Here is an 839-nt window from a genome sequence, read left to right as displayed (position 1 = left end):
AGGTGTCGCACCGCATCGGGGTCGGCCAATTCAACATGTTTCTGCTCGCGGTCCGTCGCTACGGATGGGTCACGGACCTGCCGAACACGGCACTGATCTACACCGAGGACTACCCGAAAGAGGTCGTCCGACAGCCCCGCGCGCTGAGCGAGCACGTCATGAGACAACTCGAGCACCCCACCAATCTCGCGAAGTGGCCGAATCCGCACCATCGCCTGATCACCGTCATCCTCATGCGATGTGGGCTGCGGATCAGCGACGCAGTCGCCCTGCCTCAGGACTGCGTCGTCCGCGACCGAGACGGTGCCCCGTATTTGCGTTATCTCAACCACAAGATGAAACGCGAGGCCTTGGTCCCCATCGACGAGGAACTCGAACGGGCCATCGCCGAACACATCGCATACGTCAACGAGACGAGTTCGCCCAACGGCGGCAGTGTCGGCGCGCGAGTGTTGTTCCCGCACGGCCGATCCAACGCCCAGGGCACCGACCACATCAGCACCCACACCTACCGAACGTGCCTACGCCGCTGGGTTTCCCGCTGTGAGATCACCGATGAGCATGGGCTGTCGACTGTCGTCAGTGCGCACCGATTTCGACATACCCTCGGCACGAGGCTGATCAATCTCGACGTCCCCCAGGAAGTCGTACGCCGCATCCTCGACCACGACTCACATCAGATGACCGCCCACTACGCGCGGCTCAGTGACACCTCCATCCGCCGGCACTGGGAAGCAGCCCGCAAGGTCAACGCCTCCGGCGTCGAGGTCACACTCGACCCGGACGGACCGCTCGCCGAGGCGGCCTGGTCAAAACAGCGCCTCGGTCGCGCCACCCAA

The 839-nt window shown here is 63.8% G+C and carries 1 protein-coding gene; it reads left to right on the top strand.

Annotation, left to right across the window (positions count from 1 at the left end; all coding sequences use genetic code 11):
* The coding region (locus ACHIRB_RS30825; RefSeq protein WP_395127842.1) for a tyrosine-type recombinase/integrase at positions 1-839 on the top strand (839 nt) is incomplete at both ends.

The organism is Antrihabitans spumae (assembly GCF_043944905.1).
GTDB lineage: Bacteria > Actinomycetota > Actinomycetes > Mycobacteriales > Mycobacteriaceae > Antrihabitans > Antrihabitans spumae.
Note: the sequence above shows the minus strand (reverse complement) of the source record. Positions and strands in the feature narration are given on the sequence as shown.